The sequence below is a fragment of the Neisseria sp. SLRRB23 genome (assembly GCF_050896295.1).
GTDB lineage: Bacteria > Pseudomonadota > Gammaproteobacteria > Burkholderiales > Neisseriaceae > Neisseria.
Genome location: NZ_JBPBFH010000021.1, coordinates 1 through 18,977, shown reverse-complemented (window position 1 = coordinate 18,977; position 18,977 = coordinate 1). Strand labels below are relative to the sequence as shown.

Sequence of the window (18,977 nt, the reverse complement as noted above, 5' to 3'; positions counted from 1 at the left end):
GCATCCTATAAACGTATGCCGTCCAGCCACTCGGACAGCGGATGGGCGGCATCAATCAGACCGTAACGGCAAAACGCGTCCAGCGTAACCAGTTGCGCGTCGTGCATCATGTTTCCCGACAACATGGCATCCAACAGACCGCCGATGTCCATCTTTTCAAAACATGCAACCTCGCCGTCCTGATTTTCAGGCAGGAAGGTTTCGGGCAGGATGGCATCGAATACATACAGGATTTCATTGTGCACACCCCGGCTGACGGGGCGCAGGCTGTGCAGCCGAGATACCGGACGGATAAACGGGAACAGCGTTTTATCCAAACCGGCTTCTTCGCTGCTTTCGCGACACACGGCTTCAGACGGCACTTCGCCGCTGGAAACACCGCCGGCGGCAGTATTGTCGAGTTTGTCGGGATCGACTGCTTTGTGCGGACTGCGCCTGCCTATCCAGAAATGCCATCGGCCGTCCGATTCGGTCAGACCGTTGAGATGGACGGCGCGGCTGAGCAGTCCGAACGGACGGAAAGCGGCGCGTTCGAGCGTGAACAAGGGGTTGCCGCCGCCGTCGGTCAGGTCGAAACACTCGTTGCGCCAGCCGTGAAGCAGCCCCGCCTTGTTCCATGTGCGGGCGAGGTGCTGCAAGCGGCCGCCCATATCTGACCAGCCGTCCGCATTCAGAAAAATGCCGTCTGAAGACTCCGAGCAGCCTGCCTCCCAGTCTTTTTTGACGCGCTCCGCCCATTCCGGCGACAGGTTGCCCAAAGGCAGGCCGTTCAGATACAGTGTTTTCCAGCAACTTTCTGCACCGTAACTTGCTTTTGCCCACTCGAACAGGGCATCAAGGTCGTGTTTGCTGACGGATTCGGTAAAACGGACGGTCGGCATGGTTGGCTTTCTTGAACATAATGTGGAAGATTGTAGCCAAGCCGCCTGAATTTGCAACCGCAAACAGACGGCGGGCTGCCGTTCCGATATTGCGGCAGGAAGGAAGATCCGGCAAAAAACGGAGGCGGCAGGAAACAGGCAAAACAAAACCCCTCGGCATTGAACCAAGGGGTTTAATATTTGGTTGCGGGAGCAGGATTCGAACCTACGACCTTCGGGTTATGAGCCCGACGAGCTACCATGCTGCTCCATCCCGCGTCAGAAGGTAGAACTATACAGAAGGTAGTATGCGGTGTCAAGCATTCTTTCCGCGAAAAATCATGAAATCTTGTCCGAGGCCGGTTTATGCCTGATTTGAAATATTATTTTCTTTACAAAAATCCAAGCCCGTGGTTTAATTTTGGTTAACATTGAAACAGGGGTGCTGCCTGATGTTTAGGCGGCTGAGAAATACCCTTTACACCCGATCGGGATAATACCTGCGTGGGGAGTTTTCACGGATTCTGTCTTTCAGACGGCATTGGTTTTCAAATGCCGTCTGAAAACGCAAAACGCTCCTGTTTCTTTATTCTAAACGAGAAAACAGGAGCATTTTTTATGACTACGCCAAAAAAAACTGCCAAAACTTCCGGCAACGAAGCGCGCGAGCTTGCCGACTTGAGCGAAGACATCGGCATCCGCTTCAAATATCCGAACTCGGAACGCGTGTATCTGCAAGGCAGCCGCGACGACATCCGCGTGCCTTTGCGCGAAATCCGTCAGGACGACACTTACACGGCGCAAGGTACGGAAGCCAATCCGCCGATTCCCGTCTATGACACCAGCGGCGTGTACGGCGACCCGGCGGCGCACATCGACCTGAAACAAGGCTTGCCGCACATCCGCACCGCATGGCTGGATGAACGCGGCGATACCGAAATCCTGCCCAAGCTTTCTAGCGAATACGGCATCGAACGTGCGCACGACCCGCAAACCGCCCATCTGCGTTTCAACCAAATCACCCGCCCGCGCCGTGCGAAAAGCGGCAGCAACGTAACCCAGCTTCACTATGCGCGCCAAGGCATCATCACGCCCGAAATGGAGTTTGTCGCCATACGCGAGCGTATGAAACTGGACGAGCTTTTCAGACGGCCTGAATACGCCAAGCTCTTGAAACAGCACGCAGGGCAAAGTTTCGGCGCGAATATCCCGACCCGTCCCGACCAAATCACGCCCGAATTCGTGCGCCAAGAAATCGCCGCCGGACGCGCGATTATCCCTGCCAACATCAACCACCCCGAACTCGAACCGATGATTATCGGCCGCAACTTCCGCGTCAAAATCAACGGCAATTTGGGCAATTCCGCCGTAACCTCCAGCCTGACCGAAGAAGTCGAAAAAATGGTGTGGTCGCTGCGTTGGGGCGCGGACACGATTATGGATTTGTCCACCGGCGCGCACATCCATGAAACGCGCGAATGGATTATCCGCAACGCGCCCGTCCCCATCGGTACCGTGCCTATCTATCAGGCTTTGGAAAAAACTGGCGGTATTGCCGAAGATTTGACTTGGGATTTGTTCCGCGACACCTTAATCGAACAGGCGGAGCAAGGCGTGGACTATTTCACCATACACGCAGGCGTGTTGCTGCGTTATGTACCGATGACCGCCAACCGCCTTACCGGCATCGTCTCGCGCGGCGGTTCCATCATGGCGAAATGGTGTTTGGCACATCATCGGGAAAACTTCCTCTACACGCATTTCGACGAAATCTGCGAAATTATGAAGGCGTATGACGTATCGTTCAGCTTGGGCGACGGCCTGCGCCCCGGCTGCATTGCCGATGCCAACGACGAATCCCAATTCGCCGAATTGCACACCTTGGGCGAATTGACCGATAAAGCGTGGAAACACGACGTACAAGTCATGATCGAAGGCCCCGGCCATGTGCCGCTGCAACGCGTCAAAGAAAATATGACCGAAGAGCTGCAACACTGCTTTGAAGCACCGTTTTATACCCTCGGCCCGCTCGTTACCGACATCGCCCCCGGCTACGACCACATCACTTCGGGCATAGGCGCGACCAATATCGGCTGGTACGGCACGGCCATGCTCTGCTACGTTACCCCGAAAGAGCATTTGGGGCTGCCCGACAAAGAAGACGTGCGCACCGGCATCATCACCTACAAACTCGCCGCCCACGCCGCCGATCTCGCCAAAGGCTGGCCGGGTGCACAGTTGCGCGACAACGCCCTGAGCAAGGCGCGTTTCGAGTTCCGCTGGCGCGACCAATTCCGCTTAAGTCTCGACCCCGAACGCGCCGAAAGCTTCCACGACGAAACCCTGCCCGCCGAAGGCGCGAAAATCGCCCACTTCTGCTCGATGTGCGGCCCCAAATTCTGCTCGATGAAAATCACGCAGGAAGTACGCGACTACGCCGACAAGCAAAAAGCCCAACAGCAAGGCATGGAGGAAAAAGCGGTCGAGTTCGTCAAAAAAGGCGCGAAGATTTACAGTTGAAACGTCAAGCAAAAAAATGCCGTCTGAAAACCGGAAAAAGGGCTTCAGACGGCATTCTTTCGCTTGTGAAAATGATTAAACAACCGATAATTAAAGTAATTTTTAAAATTTTTATAGTGGATTAAATTTAAACCAGTACGGCGTTGCCTCGCCTTGCCGTACTATTTGTACTGTCTGTGGCTTCGTCGCCTTGTCCTGATTTTTGTTAATCCACTATATATTCACATAGATGGGGATGATGGGATTTAGGGTTCTGATTTTGTTTTTGAGAGAATGAAGGAATTTGAGATTGTGGGCGATTATCGGGAAAAATAGAATCTTTCCGCCGTCATTCCCGCGCAGGCGGGAATCCAGACCGGTCGGCACGGAAACTTATATGTCATCATTCCACCCATCCCGCGCCACCCTCAACGGTTCAAATCCACACAAAAAAACACATCCCGTCATTCCCACGAAAGTGGGAATCTAAGACTCGGGGTTGGAGAAACCGTTTTATCCGATAAGTTTCCGCACCGACAAAACTAGATTCCCGCCTGCGCGGGAATGACGGCATATCGGCAGGCGCAGGATAAATGCGTAAGGTGCTGTATATGGCTACCGTGGTAGCGACACGTTTTGAACCGCTTATTCGGGATTTCTACCAACGCCTGCTGTCCAAGGGTAAGCCGTATAAGGTTGCCGTTACGGCATGTATGCGCAAACTGCTGACGATATTGAATGTCCGGATGAGTGATTATTTTGTCGAAAACGATACCGCCGAAAACGGTATCCGGACGGCTTGATTTGAGTTTTGGTATTTTTGCCCGACGGGGTGAAAAATACAGTTGCTACGGCTCGATGAATCGTCAGAAATACTCGAACCGTCATTCCCGCGCAGGCGGGAATCCAGACTGGTCGGCACGGAAACTTATCGGAAAAAAAGGTTTCTCCGGCCCCGAGTCCTGGATTCCCACCTTCGTGGGAATGACGGCGGTAGATTTGGCGGATGCGGCGGATTTGGCAGGCCTCAACCCATCCTACAACCCACTCTGCCCGCTTTTTACGAATCCGCCGCCATCCAGGAAAACGCAAAAAATGCCGTCCGAAAACCTTTCGGACGGTATTTTCGCGGGCAAATCAGTAGAAGACTTCGCGCCAGCTTAAGCGTTTCATACCGCACGTCGGACCGGGCAGGTTTCGGGTTTCGGAAGGGCGGTGTGAAATGAAACGCGGCGGACGGCACGGATGCCGTCTGAAAGCGGCGGGCCGGCCCGGCAGCGTCAACCCAAGGCGAAAAGTTCCCTGCCGTGGATTTTGAGCCACTGTTTCGCTTCGGGCGTGTAGGGGGCGAAGCGGCGGGTCAGCGCCCAGAATGCACGGCTGTGGTCGGCGTGGGTGAGGTGGCAGAGTTCGTGTATGCAGACATAGTCGGCAACGTATTCGGGTGCACCGACTAGCCGCCAGTTGAGGCGTATGCCTGTGGTTTTGCGGCACACGCCCCAGAAGGTTTTGGCAGAGGTCAGCGAGGCGGCGGCGGGGAACAGTTGTGTGGTGCGGGCGTGGTGTTCGAGGCGGGGAAGCAGGTAGCTTTGGGCCTGCCGTTTCAGAAAGGTTGCCAACAGTGCCGCCTGTTTGTCGTGCGTGTCTTCGGGGACGAGGATTTCAGACGGCATCAGCAGGATTTGCGTGTCTTGATGGGCGGTAAGGGCAAGCTGCCTGCCGTGGAACCAGATATGTTCGGGCAGCCGGTTTGCCGTATTGTGCGGCGGTGTTTTCGCCAGTGTTCGCCGCAGGACGGCTTCGTTTTCGTACAGCCANCGGTTTAGAGCGGAGACGGAGAAGCAGGGTGGGACGCTAATGCTGACGGTATGTGTGCCGATAGGGCGGATAATCAGGTTTTTCTTGGCACGGCGTTTGACTTCTATGGTCAGTTCTATGCCGTCTGAAAGGGTGTGGATCAGGGAGGTCATACGGTTTCAGACGGCATTTTGGCGGCAAACGGGCCTGCGCCGGAAATGAGCGGCTGCTGCGTTTCGATGAGGCGTTCGCATTTTTCCATCAATTCGGCTTCGCTGCCGCTTGCGTGCGGGACGGGCGGACAGATGACGACGGTGATTTCGCCCGGATATTTCAGAAAGGAGTTTTTCGGCCAAAATTCGCCGCTGTTGAGGGCGACGGGGACGATGTCCATCTCAAACATTTTCGCCATACGCGCACCGCCGAGCTTGTATTTGCCGCGCTTTCCGGGCGCAAGGCGCGTGCCTTCGGGGAAGATGGTGATCCAATAGCCTTCGTTTTTGCGCGCCAAGCCCTGCTTCATCAGCCGTTCGTTGGCCTCGCGGCGGTTGTTGCGGTCTATGCCTATGGTTTTGACCAATTTCAAGCCCCAGCCGAAAAAGGGGATTTTGAACAGCTCGCGTTTGGCAACGAACACCTGCGGCGGAAAAATCTCTTGGAGCGCGAGCGTTTCCCAGCCGCTTTGGTGTTTGGCGCAGATGACGGAGGGGCGGTCGGGGATGTGTTCCGCGCCGATGATGCGGTATTTGAGCCCGACGATGTGTTTGAGCGACCAGTTGAGGATGCCGACCCAGACCCGCGCCATCTTGTGCGCCCCGTCCCGGAAAGGCGAGGCGAGCAGCATAAAGGGAAAGAGGAAAATCAGGCTGGAACAGAGTATCAGCCAGTAAATCAGGTTGCGGATGATAAGCATGGTTTTGCCTTGTCGGAATGCCGTATGTTCAGTCGGCTTGCGGTGCGGCGTTTTCCTGCATGATGTATTGTGAGAAATCGAGCAGGGTATCGAAAACCTGTGTGTGTTCGGGCAATTCGTGTCCGTGTTGGGAGAGCGTTTTTTTGCCTTTTCCGGTCAGAACCAGCGCGGGTTTTCCGCCGACGGCATCGATTGCCTGCAAATCGCGCAGGCTGTCGCCGACCAGCCAAGTTTCCGAAGCTTGGGCGTTGAAGCGTTCGAGGATGTCTTCAATCATGCCCGGTTTGGGCTTGCGGCAGCCGCAGCCGTCGGCGCCGGTATGCGGGCAGAACCAGATGCCGTCGATTTCCCCGCCCGCCTGACGGATGAGGCGGTGCATTTTGGCATGCATTTCGGTGAGGTCTTGAACGGTAAAATATTTGCGGCCGATGCCGGATTGGTTGGTGGCGACGGCAACGGTGCAGCCTGCCTGCGTCAGGAATGCCACCGCATCCATGCTGCCTTCGATAGGTATCCACTCGTCAACGGATTTGACGAAGTCGTCGCGGTCCCGGTTGATGACGCCGTCGCGGTCGAGAATGATGAGTTTCATCACGGTTCCTTTGGGTTGGGCAGGTTCGGGGATGGCATTATACTGAAATATCGGTGGAAATGCGCCTGTGCTGCATTATAATGCACGCTTTCGATAATAATTCGCAACGGCGGCTCAGGTATGCCGTTTTAAGGAGTGGGGCGGGATGGTTGCCTATGCTTTCCTATTTTTGTTTGTAACGGCGGCGTTGGTGCTGATTATCAGGTCGCACTACCGCTGGACATATTTTTTCGCATCCGCGCTGTTTGTCTTTTTGGCGGGCGGTATGCTGATGTTGACGGCTCAGTGGCAGCGCGCCTTGAATTTCGCTTCGGTCTGGTTTGTGGTGCTGATACTGTTCCACAGGCTGAAAATCCATTATTACAAACAGCCGCTGTTGATTTCCGACTTTTTGCTGATTGCCGACTGGCGGAATTGGGAAACGCTGTTCCATTATAAGGAAGCGGTTATCGGTATGGCGGGGCTGCTGGCTTTGGCGGCATATGCGGTTTTCGGCTGGAGCGGTGCGGATACTTTGGGTGTGCCGTGGCGGTGGGCAGGCGCGGTTTTGTTTGCGGCGGCGTTCGTGTTGATGCGGCATTTTTCCAAACATCCGGGCGCGGTAAAGACGTGGCTGGACTCGCTGCCGGACGACGGGCGCGATGTGTTTTTGAATCTGCCGATGTCCTGTCGGGCGGTGTTTTTCCAAGTACCCGTGTTCGAGGGCGACGGGAAAGCGTTTGCCAGGCAGATGCCGTCTGAAACCCGGCCGTGCGGCATGTCTGATGAAAAACCCGATATTGTCGTTACCCTGATGGAATCGACGCTCGATCCGCACTGTTTCGACTTTGCCGCCGCCAAGATTCCCGATTTGAAAATGTTCGGACGGCAGGAAGATACCGTATTTTCCTCACCTTTGCGCGTGCATACTTTCGGCGGCGCAACGTGGAAGTCCGAATTTGCGTTTTTGGCGGGTGTTCCGTCCACAGATTTCGGCGCGTTGGCAAGCGGCGTGTTTTACTCGGTCGTACCGCATTTGCAGACCGGTTTTGTCCGCAACCTGCGCGAGCACGGTTATTTTTGCGTGGCGCTCTCTCCGTTTACCAAGGGCAACTACAATGCCAAGGCAGCATATGACTATTTCGGCTTTAATCTGATGTTCCAGCCGCAAGATTTGGGCTATCCCGCGCCGATGGGCAAAAACCTGTGGCACATTTCCAGTGAGGAAATGATGCAGTATGCGCGGATGATTCTCGAAAAACGCCATCCCGATTTGGAAAATGTGCGGCAGCCGATGTTCGTATATGTGCTGACCATGAAGGAACACGGGCCGTATCGGACGGATACCGACAATGTGTTTGATTTGGATGCGCCTGATTTGAATGCGAAAACCGTATCCGCACTTAATGACTACATCGGGCGCATTGTCGATTTGGACAAAGCGGTGGAAAGTTTCGACCGTTATCTGCACGAACGCGGCAAACCCTTTGTTTTCGGTTATTTCGGCGATCATCAGGTACCGTTTGAGGGCGTGTCCGTCAGGAAGAAATGGGATTATGCGCAGCCGGATTATGTAACGCAGTTTGCCGTCAGGAGCAATATTGCCGGCGGATTCGTACAGCGGCAGGATTTCCTCGACCTTGCCTTTGCAGGCGGTGTGCTGATGGAGGTGGCGGGTTTGGAAGCCAAAGACGGCTTCATGCGTGCGAATATGGCGATGCGCGGTTTGTGCGGCGGAGGGTTGGAAGACTGCCCGAACCGGGAGTTGGTCGGAAATTACCGCAACTATCTGTACGACGTTTTGAAAATTGCCCGTTAGCTTTTTGCCGCACGGCTGCAACGGTTGCGAAAATGCCGTCTGAACAGGGCTTCAGACGGCATTTTGCCTTTATCCTTTAAATACGGGGACGAGTTCCATTTGGCTCAATACCTGTGCGGCGATGTTGACGATGCCGAAAAGGAAGACCCAAACCATCAGCCACAAGCCGCCGTAAACTTTATAGGTTTTGCCTGCGCCGAATTTTTGGCGCGAACGGTAGAGCAGCATGGCGGGGATGATGCCTGTCCAGACGGTTGCCGCCAGGCCGACGTAGCCGATGGCGGTAACGAAGCCGGTGGGGAAGAGCAGGCAGGAAATTAGAGGCGGTAGGAAGGTCAGCGCGGCGGTTTTGGTGCGGCCGGACACGCTGTCGTTCCATTTGAAGATGTCGGCGATGTAGTCGAACAGACCTAAGGTTACGCCTAAAAACGAGGTGGCGATCGCCATATAGGAAAACAGGGACAATATTTTGTCCATATTGCCGGTTTGGGCGAATTTGGACAGGGTTTCAATCAGGACCGAGACTTGCCCTTCGGCGGCGATGACGGGGGCGAACTCGTTGCGCGGCAGGTTGCCTTGGATGGCAATTTGCCAGAGGACGTAAATCACCAGTGCGACCAGTGTGCCCGTCCAGATGGATTTCGCCACTTTGGGCGCGTCGCCTTTAAAGTATTTGAGCAGGCTGGAGACGTTGCCGTGGAAGCCGAAGGAAGCGAGGCAGACGGGCAGGGCGGTGGCGACATAAATCCAGTAGCTGGTGCCGACGGGGGCTTGGGTGTCGAACAGGACGGGTATTTTGGCATCGGCAATCAGGCCGCCGGTTGCCCAAATAAAGGTTAATACCATGCCGCCGATGAGGACGCTGGTGAAGCGGTCGACCAAGCGTGCGGATGCCCATACGCAAAAGGCGAGGATGCCGAAGAAGACGAGTTGTCCGACGGTGAGTGAAACATCGCCGCCTACCGCGCTGCCGAGCCCTTTGGCGGTCAGGTCGCCGCCGACGAAGATGTAGGCGTAGGTAAGCAGGTATAAAACGAAAGCGACGGCGATGCCGTTGATGATGTTCCAGCTCCGTCCGAGCAGGTCTTTGACCATGGTGTCGAAACTTGCGCCGTGCGGATAGTGGGTGTTGACTTCCAAAATCATCAGGCCGCTGGAAAGCATGGAAAACCAGGTGTACAGCAACACGGCCAGCGAGCCGGTAAACCATACGCCGGATGTGGCGGTCGGGTTGGCAAGCATGCCTGCGCCGATAACCGTACCGGCGATAATCATCGCGCCGCCGAACAGGGAAGGGGTTTTGGTTGACATTGTTTATCTTTCTTCTAGAAATGCGTGGCCGCCATTATGCCGTAAAGTGTGGGGGGCTGTAAGGTGTTTGCAGTCATGCCGTCTGAAAGTCTGTTCAGACGGCATGACGTTCCATAGTATAATCTTTTTCCTTTTGGGCAACGGTGGACGCCGCCGTGTTTTTGAATGATGGGAGGCAGGATGTCTGACAGAAAATATAATGTGGACGCAGAGGAAATCGCCAAATTCAGCCGGATTGCCGACAAATGGTGGGACAAGTCGGGCGAGTTCAAAACCTTGCACGACATCAATCCGCTGCGGCTGGATTATATCGACGGACACGCGGATTTGTGCGGCAAACGGGTTTTGGATGTGGGCTGCGGCGGCGGGATTTTGGCGGAAAGTATGGCGCGGCGCGGCGCGGCGTTTGTAAAGGGCATCGACATGGCGGAGCAGTCGTTGGAAACCGCCCGCCTGCACGCGGCTTTGAACAATGTCGCCGATATCGAATACGAATGTATCCGCGTGGAAGACCTTGCCGAGGCGGAACTGCACTCGTTCGATGTGGTAACGTGCATGGAAATGATGGAACACGTCCCCGATCCCGCCGCCATCGTGCGTGCTTGTGCCAAGCTGGTCAAACCGGACGGCATGGTGTTTTTTTCTACCATCAATAAAAACCCGAAATCGTACCTGCATCTGATTGTGGCGGCGGAATATCTGTTGAAGTTTGTCCCCAAAGGCACGCACGACTGGAAAAAATTCATCGCGCCTGCCGAGCTGGCGCGGATGTGCCGTCAGGCGGGCTTGGATGTGGCGGATACGAAGGGTATGACTTACCATGTTTTGTCGCAAACTTATGCCTTGTGCGATTCGACCGATGTGAATTATATGTTTGCCTGCCGTCCGGCGTTCTGACGGCGGGTTTGCCCGTTTTTGAGCAAGTGAGTTGATATGTCTGTCTATACCAGTGTTTCCGATGATGAAATGCGCGGCTTCCTGAGCGGTTACGATTTGGGGGAATTTGTTTCCCTGCAGGGTATCGCGCAGGGGATTACCAACAGCAATTATTTTCTGACGACGACTTCGGGACGTTATGTGCTGACCGTGTTTGAAGTGTTGAAACAGGAAGAGTTGCCGTTTTTTCTGGAGCTTAACCGGCATTTGAGTATGAAGGGCGTGGCGGTTGCCGCGCCGGTTGTGCGCAAAGACGGCCGGCTCGATTCCGTTTTGGCGGGCAAGCCTGCCTGCCTGGTTGCCTGCCTGAAAGGTTCGGACACCGCGCTGCCGACGGCGGAACAGTGTTTCCATACCGGCGCGATGTTGGCGAAAATGCACCTTGCCGCCGCCGATTTCCCTTTGGAAATGGAAAACCCGCGTTACGATGCGTGGTGGACGGAGGCGTGCGCCCGGCTGCTGCCCGTCCTGTCGCAAGACGATGCTGCGCTGCTGTGTTCCGAAATCGACGCGCTGAAGGACAATCTCGGCAATCATCTGCCTTCGGGCATCATCCACGCCGATTTGTTTAAAGACAATGTGTTGCTTGACGGCGGTCAGGTGTCGGGCTTTATTGATTTTTATTATGCCTGCCGGGGCAATTTTATGTATGACTTGGCGATTGCGGTCAACGATTGGGCAAGGACGGCGGACAATAAGTTGGATGAGTCGTTGAAAAAGGCGTTTATCGGCGGTTATGAGGGCGTGCGCCCCTTGAGTGCCGAAGAAAAGGCGTATTTCCCGACCGCCCAACGTGCCGGCTGCATCCGTTTTTGGGTGTCGCGCCTGTTGGATTTTCATTTTCCGCAGGAGGGCGAGATGACGTTTATCAAAGACCCGAACGCATTCCGCAACCTGCTGTTGAGTTTGGGTTGATACCGTCTGCCGGGTAGGAATCCGATGCCGTCTGAAAGGGTTTCAGACGGCATTTTGTTTCGGGTTTGAATATGTTTTCCGGTTAGGTGTACCGGTTTCGGCTGCTTTGTTACGCACCCGCGCCGGTGTTTGCCTCTGAATTCCGGCGGTTGGCGGCGGTTTGACTGCGGACGGATAAAATTGTGCAGTCATTTTTGATTGGCTTTGGGTACAATCCAGCCATTATGTTTTGAAATGGGAAAACGGATGGATATGCGGCGTTGGGCGGTTGTCGGATTGGTTACGCTGCCGCCCCTGTGTTTTTTGACCGCGATGGTGCTTGCGCCTTTGTGGGCGATGGCGGCATATGACGGTTTTGCATGGGGCGCGGTGCTGTCGGATGCTTATATGCTCGAACGTCTGGCATGGACGGTATTTCAGGCGGCGGCAACCTGTATCTTGGTGCTTCCCTTGGGCGTACCTGTCGCGTGGGTGCTGGCGCGGCTGGCGTTCCCGGGGCGGGCTTTGGTGCTGCGCCTGCTGATGCTGCCGTTTGTGATGCCCACGTTGGTGGCGGGCGTGGGCGTGCTGGCTCTGTTCGGGGCGGACGGGCTGTTGTGGCGCGGCCGGCAGGATACGCCGTATCTGTTGTTGTACGGCAATGTGTTTTTCAACCTTCCCGTGCTGGTCAGGGCGGCATATCAGGGGTTTGTGCAAGTGCCTGCGGCACGGCTTCAGACGGCACGGACATTGGGCGCGGGGGCGTGGCGGCGGTTTTGGGACATTGAAATGCCCGTTTTGCGCCCGTGGCTTGCCGGCGGCGTGTGCCTTGTCTTCCTGTATTGTTTTTCCGGGTTCGGGCTGGCATTGCTGTTGGGCGGCAGCCGTTATGCCACGGTCGAAGTGGAAATTTACCAGTTGGTCATGTTCGAACTCGATATGGCGGAGGCTTCGGCGCTGGTGTGGCTGGTGTTGGGGGTAACGGCGGCGGCAGGGTTGCTGTATGCGTGGTTCGGCAGGCGCGCGGTTTCGGATAAGGCGGTTGCCCCCGTGATGCCGTCGCCGCCGCAATCGGTGGGGGAATATGTGCTGCTGGCGTTTGCGGCGGCGGTGTTGTCCGTGTGCTGCCTGTTTCCTTTGTCGGCAATCGTGGTGAAAGCGTGGTCGGCCGGCGAATCGTGGCGCGTGTTAATGGAAAGTGAAACGTGGCAGGCGGTGTGGAATACTTTGCGCTTCTCGGCGGCGGCGGTGTTTGCGGCGGCGGTTTTGGGTGTCATGTATGCGGCGGCGGCGCGGCGGTCGGCGTGGATGCGCGGGCTGATGTTTTTGCCGTTTATGGTGTCGCCGGTTTGTGTTTCGGCGGGTGTGCTGCTGCTTTATCCGGGGTGGACGGCTTCGTTGCCGCTGCTGCTGGCGATGTATGCGCTGTTGGCTTATCCGTTTGTGGCAAAAGATGTTTTGTCGGCTTGGGATGCACTGCCGCCGGATTACGGCAGGGCGGCGGCGGGGTTGGGCGCGGATGGTTTTCAGACGGCATACCGCATCACGCTCCCACTTTTGAAACCGGCGTTGCGGCGCGGCCTGACTTTGGCGGCGGCAACCTGCGTGGGCGAATTTGCGGCGACATTGTTCCTGTCACGTCCGGAATGGCAGACGTTGACGACTTTGATTTATGCCTATTTGGGGCGTGCGGGTGAGGATAATTATGCGCGGGCAATGGTGTTGACATTGCTGTTGTCGGCATTTGCGGTGTGCATTTTCCTGCTGTTGGACAACGGCGAAGGCGGAAAACAGACGGAAACGTTATAATGTGAACCCTTTTTCAGAGGACGGCAAAATGAGCGAGTTGAGCGAAATCCTTTCCTATAATCAGAAGTTTGTCGAGTCGGGCGAATATGAGAAATATTTTACCGACAAATACCCCGGCAGGGAGTTGGCGATTTTGTCCTGCATGGATGCGCGGATTATCGAGCTGCNGCCCAATGCTTTGGGGTTGAGGAACGGCGATGCCAAACTGATTAAAAATGCAGGTGCGCTGGTTGCGCATCCGTGGGGTTCGGTCATGAGGAGCCTGCTGGTTGCCGTGTTTGAACTGAAAGTCAAAGAAATCATGGTCATCTCCCATCACGATTGCGGTATGCAGGGATTGAATGCGGCCGGCTTTCTCAGTAAGGTGCATGAAAGCAATATTCCCGACGACCGTATCGAAACCTTGCGTTATGCAGGTGTCGACCTCGACGGCTGGCTGACCGGTTTCGACAACGTCGAAGACAGCGTGCGCCATACGGTCGAACTCATCCGCCGCCATCCGCTGATGCCGCGCCATATTGCCGTTCACGGATTGGTCATCCATCCCGTTACCGGCAAACTGACCCTGATTGTGGACGGCAGTGTTTCAGACGGCATAGACTTATTGGAAGGAATGGAAACATCATGAAGAAAATCGGACTGTTTGGCGGCACTTTCGACCCGATACACAACGGGCATCTTCATATTGCCCGCGCCTTTGCCGATGAAATCGGGTTGGACACGGTTGTTTTCCTGCCGGCAGGCGGCCCGTATCACAAAGACGCCGCCTCCGCTTCCGCCGCCGACCGCCTTGCCATGGTCGAACTGGCGACGGCAGAAGATGCGCGTTTTGCCGTCAGCGACTGCGACATCATCCGTCACGGCGAGACTTACACTTTCGACACCGTCCAAATTTTCCGCCAGCAGTTCCCTTCGGCACAACTCTGGTGGCTGATGGGCAGCGACAGCCTGATGAAGCTGCACACATGGAAAAAATGGCAGATGCTCGTGCGCGAAACCAATATCGCCGTCGCCATGAGGCAGGGTGGCAGCCTGCACCAAATGCCGGGCGAACTGCACGCATGGCTGGGCAAGTCCCTTCAGAACGGCAGCGTCCGCATCTTGTCCGCCCCGATGCATAATGTGTCGTCAACGGAAATCCGCCGCGCCGGTGTTTCAGACGGCATCCCACCTGCCGCCGCCCGTTATATCCGAGAACACCGGCTGTACGAAAAATTATGATAAATAATACTCACTAGAAATATGAACAGCAAAACTAAGCTTCGAGTTGATAAAATAATCGAACTGAAGCATCATATTGAGAATTGGGAAATTCAAACAAGCGAAGAGATCGAAAAGCTTCTTGTTGATTTTGAGAAACAGCCTAGGCAAGAAATGTCTTCTTATTATACGGAGCTTTTTAGAGATGTTCAATTTGCGGGTGTTTTGGTGCAAATAGCAAATAAGTATGCGGAAAACAGTAAAATCAATCGCTGTATAGTATCTGCTCTTGGAATGATGATGTGGAGGTATAAGCTTCCTGAGAGTGAGGAAATATATCGCCTTATGTTAGCGAATATTCAAAGAAAGGGAGTAGCTCTTTTTGTAGCATTTCATCTCCCTAAGATGAAAATGTTTGAGGAATTCCCGAATAAATGGGCCTATTTTATGAGTATACCTAAACTCTCTCCTAAAAAGACTTCTGCGGAATACTTTACTAACTTGGTCGAAGAATACATTTACTTTGTACCTATGATGTATAAGTCAGAATTGATTCAATACTTCAGTTTGAAATATAGTGAAACAAAAAGTGAATATCTAAAAGATAGATATAAAAAAATACTAATAATCCTGCGGGATTAGTACTTAATTGAGTAATTTTTGAGGAAAAACATCAACCCGAAAAGTCAAATCAGTAAGGAACGGCTATAATGCCGTCTGAAAACATCCCGTTAGGAAAACAATGAACGAGCAAGAACTGCAAGACCTGCAAAAAATGGTCGGGGTCGCCGTCAACGCCCTCGAAGACATCAAAGCCAAAGATATTTCCGTTCTCGAAACGCAAGACAAAACTTCGCTGTTTGCCAGAATGATTATCGCCAGCGGCGACAGTACGCGCCAAGTCAAAGCCCTTGCCAACAACGTTGCCGTCGATTTGAAAGAAGCCGGTTTTGAAATCCTCAGTACCGAAGGCGACAGTGGCGAATGGACGTTGGTTGATGCAGGAGACCTCGTCGTCCACGTCATGCTCCCTGCCGTGCGCGACTTCTACGACATAGACACCCTCTGGGGCGGTGAGAAACCGAGTTTCCACGCCGGAATGCAGAAGCCGTGGCACGCGGCAGACTGATTCCCGATGCCGTCTGAATGTTCAGACGGCATTTTCCTGTAAGGGAGAAAGCATTGAACATTACCGTTTTGGCAGTCGGCACCAAAATGCCGCGCTGGGTTGATGAGGCCGTCGCCGAATACGCCAAACGCTTCGGACGCGACGTCGCCTACGCACTCAAAGAAATCAAACCCGAAAAACGTGGCGCGGGCGTGAATGCCGCCCAAGGTATGGCGGCGGAAGAAAAACGCATCCTTGAAGCCGTTCCGCAAGGCGCGTTTCTCGTCGTTCTTGACGAACGCGGCAAAGCACCGACCTCCGTCGAGCTTGCGGAACACCTCAAAAGCTGGCAGCAAAACGGCGAACACGTCTGCTTCGTCATCGGCGGTGCGGACGGCATGACCGACCGCCTCAAACAACAAGCCCGCATGATGATGCGCCTGTCCAGCCTCACCCTGCCGCACGGGATGGTACGCGTCCTTCTGACCGAACAACTCTACCGCGCCGTCTCCATCCTGCACAACCATCCTTATCATCGGGAATAAGAAGGCTTTTGTCTGTACCCCTAATCGGTTAAAATCATCCCCGTTATTTCTGAACACACAGCAAAGGAATCCGCTATGGCACGCATGGTATTCTGCGTTAAGCTCAACAAAGAAGCTGAAGGCATGAAATTCCCACCGCTTCCCAACGAATTGGGCAAGCGCATTTTTGAAAACGTATCGCAAGAAGCATGGATGGCGTGGACGCGCCACCAAACCATGCTGATTAACGAAAACCGCTTAAGCCTTGCCGATCCGCGCGCGCGCGAATACCTGGCTCAGCAGATGGAGCAGTATTTCTTCGGCGACGGCGCGGATGCCGTTCAGGGATACGTTCCGCAATAACGGTTTTCCGTTTTGAACACAGGCTGTCCGAACCTGTTTCAGACAGCCTTTAAAATACTTGGAACAACCTTATCTTGACGCAACCGAACAAGTTTTGACGTTGAACAATGTTAAAATCCCCCGTTATTTCCAACCGCGCTTTCAGGAGCAGATGATATGCAACACGACGTTTACGACTACACCGCGCATACGGTTTCTAAAAACACCGTCCTGCAGAAAACCTACCGCCTGCTCGGATTTTCATTTATTCCGGCAGCCGCAGGCGCGGCACTTGCCGCCAATGCCGGTTTCAATTTTTACGCCGCCTTCGGTTCGCGCTGGATAGGGTTTGCCGTCGTGCTGGCGTTTTTCTACGGCATGATCCACGTCATTGAGAAAAACCGTTACAGCAATACCGGCGTTACCCTGCTGATGGTATTCACATTCGGCATGGGCGTATTATCGGCCCCGTGCTGCAATACGCGCTCCATATTGCCGACGGTGCGAAAATCGTTGGCATTGCCGCCGCGATGACCGCCGCCGTCTTTTTAACGATGTCCGCCTTGGCACGCCGAACCCGGCTCGATATGAACGCACTCGGATGCTTCCTGACCGTAGGGGCGGTCATTCTGATGGTCGCCGTGGTTGCCAATCTGTTTTTGGGTATTCCCGCACTTGCCCTGACCATTTCCGCCGGTTTTGTCTTGTTCGGTTCCTTAATGATTATGTGGCAGGTACGCACCGTCATCGACGGCGGCGAAGACAGTTACATCAGCGCGGCACTGACACTGTTTATCTCGCTTTACAACATCTTCAGCAGCCTGCTCAACATCCTGCTGTCCTTAAACGGCGATGACTGATGTAGGCGAAACACCATGCAAACCATGCCGTCTGAAAGCACTTATTTCAGACGGCATTTTGTTTTAGGCATACAATACGGATACACATTCATCAATATACGGTCGACCATGCTGTCGGAAGGAATCATATGTCACCGAATACACCGCGCCGCGCCGTTTATGCCGGCAGTTTCGATCCGCCCACATTGGGGCATCTGTGGATGATACGGCAGGCGCAATCTATGTTTGACGAACTCATCGTCGCCATCGGCATTAATCCCGACAAACGCAGCACCTACACGATAGCCGAAAGGCGGGATATGCTGCACGATATTACTAAAATGTTTCCCAACGTTAGAACCGATGTATTTGAAAACCGGTTTTTGGTGCATTACGCCCGTGAGGTAGATGCAGGATTCATCGTACGCGGCATCCGTTCCGCCTCCGATTATGAATACGAACGTTCCATGCGCCATATCAACAGCGACCTCGCCCCCGAAATATCCACCGTATTCCTTATGCCGCCGCGCGAAATTGCCGAAGTGTCGTCCACTATGGTTAAAGGCTTGGTCGGGCCGGAAGGCTGGACGGAAACCGTCAAAAGATATGTGCCGCCGGCCGTGTACCAAAAAATGATTGCAGAACATCACAACAATGCCTGACAGAAAGCTTCTGTCAAATATATTCAGGTTCAAATATGTGGGAAATCTTATTCAGACACCAAGATTTTGTCGCCATCAATAAACCTCAAGGCATATCCGTCCACCGTTCCGACGGCGAAGTCAGTCTGACGGCAACACTTGCGGCACAGTTGGGCGTAGAAAAGGTATGGTTACTGCACAGGTTGGACAAGCAGACCGGAGGCATATTGCTGTTTGCCCTTAATTCCCAAAGTGCCGCTGTTCTTGCCGCACAATTTGCCGAAAGGAAAATGAAGAAAACCTATTTAGCTTTGTCCGACCGCAAACCGTCCAAAAAACAAGGATGGATAAAAGGCGGCATGGAAAAATCCAGACGCGGAATGTGGAAGCTGACGCGCAATATGGAAAATATTGCCGTTACCCGTTTTTTCAGTATACGTATCAGTGAAAAAATGCGGCTGTTCATTCTTGAGCCTCATACCGGTAAGACACATCAGCTGAGAGTGGCAATGAAAAGTCTGGGTAGTCCTATTTTGGGGGACCGCTTATATGGAGGGACAGAATCCGAAACTACGTTCCTGTATGCATGGAAAATACAATTTACCTATCAACAACAAGAAATCGAAATTACTGCACCTTTGAAAAATGCATGGCAGGCCGAAAATATCTCTCATGCACTGGAAGAATTTTATATGGCAAAAGCAGGTTAATAAATATAAATTAATTTATAAACAATATGATAAATATTTTTATAAAAATTTTTCAAGAAAACGGTTGACCGCAAATCTCTTCAAGCGTATAGTTCGCTTCTTCGCTGCTGACGAAACGGCGGTGATGAAGTAGTTCAAACGCTCTTTAACAAAACAGATTACCGATAAGTGTGAGTGCCTTGAGCCTCACACTGTTTGAAAGAC

General features: G+C 53.8%; 19 protein-coding genes, 1 tRNA gene, 2 pseudogenes and 1 riboswitch. Of the genes and pseudogenes, 16 read left to right on the top strand and 6 right to left on the bottom strand.

Annotated features, from left to right (window positions below; genetic code table 11):
- Positions 1–5: 5 nt before the first annotated feature.
- Both ACRPFF_RS06985 and ACRPFF_RS06980 read right to left on the bottom strand, forming a co-directional pair.
- Complete coding sequence (locus tag ACRPFF_RS06985; RefSeq protein ID WP_432674205.1) at positions 6–881, bottom strand: NUDIX domain-containing protein; 876 nt, start codon at positions 879–881, stop codon at positions 6–8.
- 181 nt (positions 882–1,062) lie between these two features.
- Positions 1,063–1,139 (bottom strand) — tRNA-Met (locus ACRPFF_RS06980).
- Between the two features lie 149 nt (positions 1,140–1,288).
- Positions 1,289–1,388, top strand: a riboswitch (TPP riboswitch).
- Between the two features lie 90 nt (positions 1,389–1,478).
- Between ACRPFF_RS06980 and thiC the strand changes: the two genes are divergently transcribed.
- From thiC to ACRPFF_RS06965, 3 genes and pseudogenes are all read left to right on the top strand, one after another.
- Positions 1,479–3,380 (top strand): phosphomethylpyrimidine synthase ThiC, encoded by a 1,902-nt coding sequence (gene thiC, locus ACRPFF_RS06975; protein WP_432674204.1) that lies wholly within the window; start codon positions 1,479–1,481, stop codon positions 3,378–3,380.
- A gap of 572 nt (positions 3,381–3,952) precedes the next feature.
- Positions 3,953–4,162, top strand: a pseudogene (locus tag ACRPFF_RS06970) (IS110 family transposase); the annotation flags it as partial.
- Positions 4,163–4,217: 55 nt separating this feature from the next.
- The gene (locus ACRPFF_RS06965; RefSeq protein ID WP_432674203.1) at positions 4,218–4,523 is read left to right on the top strand and encodes a hypothetical protein; all 306 of its coding nucleotides are present in this window, start codon (positions 4,218–4,220) and stop codon (positions 4,521–4,523) included.
- Between the two features lie 116 nt (positions 4,524–4,639).
- Here ACRPFF_RS06965 and ACRPFF_RS06960 read toward each other — a convergent pair whose 3' ends face one another.
- Genes ACRPFF_RS06960 through gmhB form a run of 3 tightly spaced genes read right to left on the bottom strand, consistent with a single transcriptional unit; the run spans position 4,640 to position 6,661 of the window.
- The gene (locus ACRPFF_RS06960) at positions 4,640–5,329 is read right to left on the bottom strand and encodes a M48 family metallopeptidase (RefSeq protein WP_432674202.1); all 690 of its coding nucleotides are present in this window, start codon (positions 5,327–5,329) and stop codon (positions 4,640–4,642) included.
- Positions 5,326–6,069: a lysophospholipid acyltransferase family protein gene (locus tag ACRPFF_RS06955; RefSeq protein ID WP_432674201.1), complete on the bottom strand. Its 744-nt coding sequence runs from the start codon at positions 6,067–6,069 to the stop codon at positions 5,326–5,328. The genes ACRPFF_RS06960 and ACRPFF_RS06955 overlap by 4 nt, the downstream gene beginning before the upstream one ends.
- A gap of 28 nt (positions 6,070–6,097) precedes the next feature.
- On the bottom strand, positions 6,098–6,661 hold the full coding sequence (gene gmhB / locus ACRPFF_RS06950) for a D-glycero-beta-D-manno-heptose 1,7-bisphosphate 7-phosphatase (protein ID WP_432674200.1): 564 nt from the start codon (positions 6,659–6,661) through the stop codon (positions 6,098–6,100).
- Between the two features lie 145 nt (positions 6,662–6,806).
- Between gmhB and ACRPFF_RS06945 the strand changes: the two genes are divergently transcribed.
- A complete protein-coding gene (locus ACRPFF_RS06945; protein ID WP_432674199.1) occupies positions 6,807–8,459 on the top strand; it encodes an LTA synthase family protein in 1,653 nt (550 codons plus the stop codon).
- A gap of 69 nt (positions 8,460–8,528) precedes the next feature.
- Here the strand turns inward: ACRPFF_RS06945 and ACRPFF_RS06940 are convergent, their stop codons facing one another.
- The gene (locus ACRPFF_RS06940) at positions 8,529–9,770 is read right to left on the bottom strand and encodes an aromatic amino acid transporter (protein ID WP_432674198.1); all 1,242 of its coding nucleotides are present in this window, start codon (positions 9,768–9,770) and stop codon (positions 8,529–8,531) included.
- Positions 9,771–9,938: 168 nt separating this feature from the next.
- Here ACRPFF_RS06940 and ubiG point away from each other — a divergent pair, with 168 nt between their 5' ends.
- The 12 genes and pseudogenes from ubiG (at position 9,939) to ACRPFF_RS06880 (ending at position 18,773) form a co-directional block, all read left to right on the top strand.
- Positions 9,939–10,667 (top strand): bifunctional 2-polyprenyl-6-hydroxyphenol methylase/3-demethylubiquinol 3-O-methyltransferase UbiG, encoded by a 729-nt coding sequence (ubiG, locus tag ACRPFF_RS06935; RefSeq protein WP_432674221.1) that lies wholly within the window; start codon positions 9,939–9,941, stop codon positions 10,665–10,667.
- 36 nt (positions 10,668–10,703) lie between these two features.
- Positions 10,704–11,621 carry a homoserine kinase gene (gene thrB, locus ACRPFF_RS06930; protein WP_432674197.1) on the top strand — a complete coding sequence of 306 codons (918 nt, stop codon included), beginning with the start codon at positions 10,704–10,706 and terminating at the stop codon, positions 11,619–11,621.
- Between the two features lie 246 nt (positions 11,622–11,867).
- Positions 11,868–13,409, top strand: coding sequence for an ABC transporter permease (locus ACRPFF_RS06925; RefSeq protein ID WP_432674196.1), 1,542 nt, complete (start codon positions 11,868–11,870; stop codon positions 13,407–13,409).
- 28 nt (positions 13,410–13,437) lie between these two features.
- The gene (locus ACRPFF_RS06920; RefSeq protein ID WP_432674220.1) at positions 13,438–14,037 is read left to right on the top strand and encodes a beta-class carbonic anhydrase; all 600 of its coding nucleotides are present in this window, start codon (positions 13,438–13,440) and stop codon (positions 14,035–14,037) included.
- Positions 14,034–14,630, top strand: coding sequence for a nicotinate-nucleotide adenylyltransferase (gene nadD / locus ACRPFF_RS06915; protein WP_432674195.1), 597 nt, complete (start codon positions 14,034–14,036; stop codon positions 14,628–14,630). Before ACRPFF_RS06920 ends, nadD begins: the two co-directional genes overlap by 4 nt.
- A 21-nt stretch (positions 14,631–14,651) precedes the next feature.
- Complete coding sequence (locus ACRPFF_RS06910; protein WP_432674194.1) at positions 14,652–15,251, top strand: hypothetical protein; 600 nt, start codon at positions 14,652–14,654, stop codon at positions 15,249–15,251.
- A gap of 100 nt (positions 15,252–15,351) precedes the next feature.
- Positions 15,352–15,738, top strand: a complete 387-nt coding sequence (gene rsfS, locus ACRPFF_RS06905) for a ribosome silencing factor (RefSeq protein ID WP_002214954.1) — start codon at positions 15,352–15,354, stop codon at positions 15,736–15,738.
- 53 nt (positions 15,739–15,791) lie between these two features.
- Complete coding sequence (gene rlmH / locus ACRPFF_RS06900) at positions 15,792–16,262, top strand: 23S rRNA (pseudouridine(1915)-N(3))-methyltransferase RlmH (RefSeq protein ID WP_039854488.1); 471 nt, start codon at positions 15,792–15,794, stop codon at positions 16,260–16,262.
- Between the two features lie 75 nt (positions 16,263–16,337).
- On the top strand, positions 16,338–16,604 hold the full coding sequence (locus ACRPFF_RS06895) for an oxidative damage protection protein (RefSeq protein WP_002223157.1): 267 nt from the start codon (positions 16,338–16,340) through the stop codon (positions 16,602–16,604).
- 156 nt (positions 16,605–16,760) lie between these two features.
- Positions 16,761–17,443 (top strand): annotated as a pseudogene (locus ACRPFF_RS06890) (Bax inhibitor-1 family protein).
- Positions 17,444–17,571: 128 nt separating this feature from the next.
- Complete coding sequence (gene coaD / locus ACRPFF_RS06885; protein WP_002248376.1) at positions 17,572–18,084, top strand: pantetheine-phosphate adenylyltransferase; 513 nt, start codon at positions 17,572–17,574, stop codon at positions 18,082–18,084.
- A 35-nt stretch (positions 18,085–18,119) separates the two neighbouring features.
- A complete protein-coding gene (locus tag ACRPFF_RS06880) occupies positions 18,120–18,773 on the top strand; it encodes a TIGR01621 family pseudouridine synthase (RefSeq protein ID WP_118793045.1) in 654 nt (217 codons plus the stop codon).
- Positions 18,774–18,977: the final 204 nt, after the last annotated feature.